The organism is Azohydromonas sediminis (genome assembly GCF_003574675.1).
In the GTDB taxonomy this organism is placed as follows: Bacteria; Pseudomonadota; Gammaproteobacteria; order Burkholderiales; family Burkholderiaceae_C; genus Calidifontimicrobium; species Calidifontimicrobium sediminis.
In genome coordinates this window covers 1-4819 of sequence record NZ_QOAZ01000064.1, presented here as the reverse complement: position 1 = coordinate 4819, position 4819 = coordinate 1, and the positions used below count along the sequence as shown (strand labels likewise).

Genomic DNA, 4819 nt, shown 5'->3' with positions numbered 1-4819 from the left:
CCGCGCTGCTGTCGGATCTGGTCGAGCGCGGGCTGGATGCCCAGCGCATGCGGCTGTGGGTGATCGACGGCGGCAAGGCGCTGCGCCGGGCCATCACCCAGACCTTCGGTGCCAGCGCGCTCGTCCAGCGCTGTCAGGAGCACAAGCGGCGCAACGTGCTGGAGCACCTGCCCAGGGAGCTGCACGCCGGCGTTAAGCGGGCCCTGAAGGACGCCTGGTCGGCCTCGGACGCCGATCTGGCGCGCAAGCAGCTCGGCCGTCTGGCATCTGCGCTGCAGGCCAGGCACCCGGGTGCGGCCGCCAGCCTGCGCGAGGGCCTGGAGGAGACGCTGACCGTGCAGGCACTGGGCATCACCGGGGCGCTGTACCGCACGCTGCGCACGACCAATCCCATCGAGAACCTGAACGGCTCGGTGGCCCACTACAGCCGCAACGTCAAGCGCTGGGGCGACGGGCAGATGGTGCTGCGCTGGGTGGCCAGCGCGCTCAGCGACGCGGCCACGCGCATGCGCAAGCTGCGCGGCTGCGGCCAGATGCGCACCCTCCTCAAGGCCCTGGATGCCCGTCGTCCGGCAAGCGACGACGGCGCCGTCCTCGAGGCCGCGTAGCATATTCACCGAGGGGTCGTCACCGGTCACGGTTCAACAGCGAACGGGACAACGCCATCAACACGAGCGGAGGTCGAATGCTGGCTCATCGCAGGTTCTCGACCAGTTCTTCAGACCATCCCTAAACCATCGTATCTAGATAAGCTTTACTGCCTTTGGGGGCGATACTTGCCCGCAAGGCGCGTGACGGCGTCGAGCTGCGCTTCATCCAGCCGGGCAAGCCGGTGCAGAACGCCCGCGTCAAGAGCCTCGACAGCCGCTTCCGCGGCGGGTGCGTGTCGCATACTGGCTCGCCAGCCTGAGCCACATGCGCAGGATCGCTGACAACTGGCGCGAGGACTGCAACCGTCACTGGCCGCGCAGCAACCTGGGGTACGTGCTGCCAGCGGTGTTCGCCGCGCGCTGGCGTCAGCATGCTGGCGGCAACGCGCCAAACCCCGCATCGACTACTGCGATGCAGCCCCCCTGTGCTTTAGATCGAAGTGCCACGAACCTTGGGGGCAGCGCAAACTGACTGTCGCGAGCGACTGTCACTGGCCGGCAGCAGCCCCACGCAGTCAATCCATCCGACACTTCCCGACCTCACCCCGCCAGCGCCGCGATCTCGTCGTCGTCGAACCCCGCCGCGCGCCGTGCTTCGAGGTTGAACGGCGGCTTCAGGCGCGGCGCCGCGTAGCGCTCGACGAGCGCCGCGTAGTGCGCGAGCGGGTCGAGTCCGTCGCGCGCGCAGGCCCAGCGGTACCAGCGATTGCCGATCGCGACGTGGCCGACTTCGTCGCGCAGGATCACGGCGAGGATCTCGACGGCGCGCGCGTCGCCGGCCTGCGCGAGCTTGCGCTGGATCGCCGGCGTCGCATCGAGCCCGCGCGCTTCCAGCGTGCGCGGCACGAGCGCCATGCGCGCGGTGAAGTCGCCTTTCGTCTTCTCGGCCATCGCCCACAGGCCGTCGTGCGCGTCGAAGTCGCCGTAGGCGTGGCCGAGCGTGGCCAGGTGAGCGGCGAGCAGCGTGAAGTGATGCGCCTCCTCGGCCGCGACGCGCAGCCAGTCGCGGTAGAAGCCGGGCGGCAGGCCGGCGAAGCGCCACACCGCGTCGAGCGCGAGGTTGATCGCGTTGAACTCGATGTGCGCGATCGCGTGCAGCAGCGCGGCGCGGCCGGCCGCCGTGTGGACGGAGCGTTGCGGCACGCGCGCCGGCGCGACGAGCGCGGGGCGGGGCGGGCGGCCCGGCACGCCGGCGGGCTCGTCGATGGCGGCAGCCGGCTCGAGCGGCGCGCCCTCGACGGCGGCCTGCCACAGCGCCTGCATCGCCGCGACCTTCGCGGCCGGGTCGGCGAGCCGCAGCACGTGCAGGGCATGGGTGCGCAGTTCCATTTTTAGAATGATCGCATCGGGACTGTGCGGAGGCCGCCTTGGCGATCTATCAGCTCGGGGACGACGTGCCCCGTATCGTCCCCAGCGCCTGGGTGGCCGACAACGCGGCGGTCATCGGCCGCGTGCAGCTGCTCGACGAGGCGAGCGTGTGGTTCGGCGCCGTGCTGCGCGGCGACAACGACTGGATCACGCTCGGCGCGCGCAGCAACGTGCAGGACGGCTGTGTGCTGCACACCGACCCGGGCTGCCCACTGGTCATCGGCGCCGGTGTCACGGTGGGTCACCAGGCGATGCTGCACGGCTGCACGATCGGCGACGACACGCTGATCGGCATCCAGGCCGTCGTGCTCAACCGTGCGCGCATCGGCAAGGGGTGCCTCGTCGGCGCCGGCGCCGTCGTCACCGAGGACAAGGAGTTTCCCGACAACTCGCTGATCCTCGGCGCACCGGCCAAGGTGGTGCGCACCGTGAGCCCCGAGCAGCACGCGGCGATCCTGCGCAGCGCCGCGGGCTACGTCGGGAAGGCGGCGCACCACCGCGACGCGTTGACGCGCATCGGCTGAGTGCCGCGACCGCGCGCGGTCGTTCGTCGACCGTCGTGCGGGCGTCGTCGGCGCGCGCTCGCTCCCTTCTGGTCTGCTGCTTACGCCTCGGCGGGGTCGACGGCGGCCTCGTCGGCGCCGTCGCGGTCGGCCTCGTCGATGCGCTTCATGCTGTCGAGCATCTTCAGCAGGTAGTGCAGCGCGTGCGTGACGTCGTTGGTCGAGAAGTCCTCGAGCACCTTCGCGTAATACGCGTGGATCTTCGGCAGCGCCAGGCCGTGCCAGACATGGCGGCCGGAGTCGGTCATCGTCACGACGCGTGAGCGCCGGTCGCGCGGGTCGGGGGCGATCGCCACGTGGCCGTCGCGCTCCATGCGGGCGATCAGGCCCGACAGGTTCTGGCGGCTGACCATCAGGTAGCGCGCCAGCTCGCCAATGCTCATGCCGCCTTGCGCCTGTTCGCGCGACGACAAGGCCCCCAGCACGGCCCACTGCTGCGTCGTCAGCCCTTCCGCCTCGACCGCCCGGCTCCCCGTTTTGTGCAACATATTGGCGCATTGGTAGAGACGAAAGAACAGCCGGTTCGCGAGTTCGATCTTCGTTGGCAAGGTCTTCGGCATAGGGTAAACGCCAATCAAAAGAGGAAAAGCAGTGCTTGCCGTGCGAAGGCGGGTGCACTAAGATGTGTAAATACATTGACACATACAGCGAGCGATTCCGAAAGACATTGACGCAGTGGGTGAACTGTAAACGCAAGGGACTGCGATGAAACGATTCGACAACCGCACCGTCGTCGTCACTGGGGGCGGAGGTGGCATCGGCGGCGCCACGTGCAAGCGCTTCGGCGCCGAGGGCGCGCGCGTGGCCGTGTTCGACCTGAACCTCGACGCCGCGCAGGCGGTCGCGGCCGCGATCCGTGCCGAGGGTGGGCAGGCGCAGGCGCACCGCTGCGACATCACCGACCGCGCCAGCGTCGACGCGGCGGCGGCCGACACCGAAGCGCGGCTCGGCCCGATCGACGTGCTCGTCAACAACGCCGGCTGGGACGTGTTCAAGCCCTTCGTGAAGACCGAGCCGGCCGCGTGGGACAAGCTCATCGCGATCAACCTCACCGGCGCGCTGCACATGCACCACGCCGTGCTGCCCGGCATGGCGGCACGCAAGAGGGGCCGCATCGTCAACATCGCGTCGGATGCCGCGCGCGTCGGCTCGTCGGGCGAGGCGGTGTACGCGGCGTGCAAGGGCGGGCTCGTCGCGTTCTCGAAGACGATCGCGCGCGAGCACGCGCGCCACGGCATCACCGTCAACGTCGTCTGCCCGGGGCCGACCGACACCGCGCTGTTCGCCCAATACAAGGAAGGCGCGGGCAACCCCGACAAACTGATGGAGGCGTTCACGCGCTCGATCCCGCTCGGGCGTATCGGCCGCCCCGACGACCTGCCCGGCGCGATCCTGTTCTTCGCCAGCGACGACGCCGCCTACGTCACCGGCCAGGTGCTCAGCGTCTCAGAGCCTGTGAAGCATTCGATCGGCGCTGAGGGTTGATCGAATGACGTTGATCGCGGGCGTTGTCGACGCCGGCTGCACCCGCAAGCGATCATTCGCGCATCCTGCGCTTGCAGCGGGGATGCGAGGCAGGGTTTTGCCTGGGTTTTCGCGGTTCATACAGTCCTTGCGGCTGCGGCAGACGCAGTTGGGCCCAGACCCAGCAACTGTGGCGCCAGTGCCAGCGTGCGCATCAGGTTGTGCGCCAGCGCGAACAGCAGCACCACGCACCGCATCTTGCCCAGGCCCCTGACGGGCATGCGCTGCAGGGCGCGGTTGCTGGCTTGCGCGTTGACGCACTTGGCCGTGGCCGCGCGCAGCTTGTACAGCTGCTTGGCCTCGGGCGTGGCCATGCGCTGGCGCCACTTGGCCACCGCCTCCCTGTCGTCGGGCTTGGGCGCGTGCTTGTCGGGCTCGACCTCGTGGCCATGCTCGTCCTTCTTCGCACGCGCCTCGGGCACCGGCGCGTAGACCTCGGTCTTGTGGGCCACCGCCTCGAGCTGCTCGTGCGCCGGGAAGCCGCCGTCGACCAGCCACTGCTCGGGCGTGTGGCCCAGGCGCTTTTCAACCTGTTCGACCATCGGCGCGAGTTGCGCCATGTCGCTGCCCGAGGTGCTCACCTCCACGCCGACGATGACCTGGCTGTCGCAGTTGAGGTGCCCGTCGAGCTTGCGATCGCCTTCGGCCACGCGCATGGCTTCGAGGATCTTGTGCTTCATCAGCCAGGCGCTGCGGTAGCTCACCCCGAGCTGG

At 69.4% G+C, this 4819-nt stretch carries 6 protein-coding genes; 3 read left to right on the top strand and 3 right to left on the bottom strand.

The features are described 5' to 3' along the window. Window positions 1-608, top strand: a 608-nt coding sequence (locus DRV96_RS17435) for a transposase (RefSeq protein WP_210757098.1), incomplete at its 5' end; no start/stop codon positions are given. A 582-nt stretch (window positions 609-1190) separates the two neighbouring features. On the opposite strand, the gene DRV96_RS17430 is transcribed toward DRV96_RS17435, so the two are convergent. Then, complete coding sequence (locus DRV96_RS17430; RefSeq protein WP_119293512.1) at window positions 1191-1979, bottom strand: ferritin-like domain-containing protein; 789 nt, start codon at window positions 1977-1979, stop codon at window positions 1191-1193. A gap of 38 nt (window positions 1980-2017) precedes the next feature. Between DRV96_RS17430 and DRV96_RS17425 the strand changes: the two genes are divergently transcribed. Beyond that, window positions 2018-2542, top strand: a complete 525-nt coding sequence (locus DRV96_RS17425) for a gamma carbonic anhydrase family protein (RefSeq protein WP_119293510.1) — start codon at window positions 2018-2020, stop codon at window positions 2540-2542. 80 nt (window positions 2543-2622) lie between these two features. Here the strand turns inward: DRV96_RS17425 and DRV96_RS17420 are convergent, their stop codons facing one another. After that, window positions 2623-3141 (bottom strand): MarR family winged helix-turn-helix transcriptional regulator, encoded by a 519-nt coding sequence (locus tag DRV96_RS17420; protein ID WP_119293508.1) that lies wholly within the window; start codon window positions 3139-3141, stop codon window positions 2623-2625. Between the two features lie 145 nt (window positions 3142-3286). Between DRV96_RS17420 and badH the strand changes: the two genes are divergently transcribed. Further along, window positions 3287-4066 (top strand): 2-hydroxycyclohexanecarboxyl-CoA dehydrogenase, encoded by a 780-nt coding sequence (gene badH / locus DRV96_RS17415; protein ID WP_119293506.1) that lies wholly within the window; start codon window positions 3287-3289, stop codon window positions 4064-4066. A gap of 116 nt (window positions 4067-4182) precedes the next feature. Here the strand turns inward: badH and DRV96_RS17410 are convergent. Next, a partial coding sequence (locus DRV96_RS17410) for a transposase (RefSeq protein ID WP_210757097.1) occupies window positions 4183-4819 on the bottom strand: 637 nt, incomplete at its 5' end.

Bases quoted from the DNA above. Each gene is read 5' to 3' on its own strand.
- DRV96_RS17430 (WP_119293512.1), bottom strand. From the start codon at position 1,979: ATGGAACTGCGCACCCATGCCCTGCACGTGCTGCGGCTCGCCGACCCG.
- DRV96_RS17420 (WP_119293508.1), bottom strand. From the start codon at position 3,141: ATGCCGAAGACCTTGCCAACGAAGATCGAACTCGCGAACCGGCTGTTC.
- badH (WP_119293506.1), top strand. From the start codon at position 3,287: ATGAAACGATTCGACAACCGCACCGTCGTCGTCACTGGGGGCGGAGGT.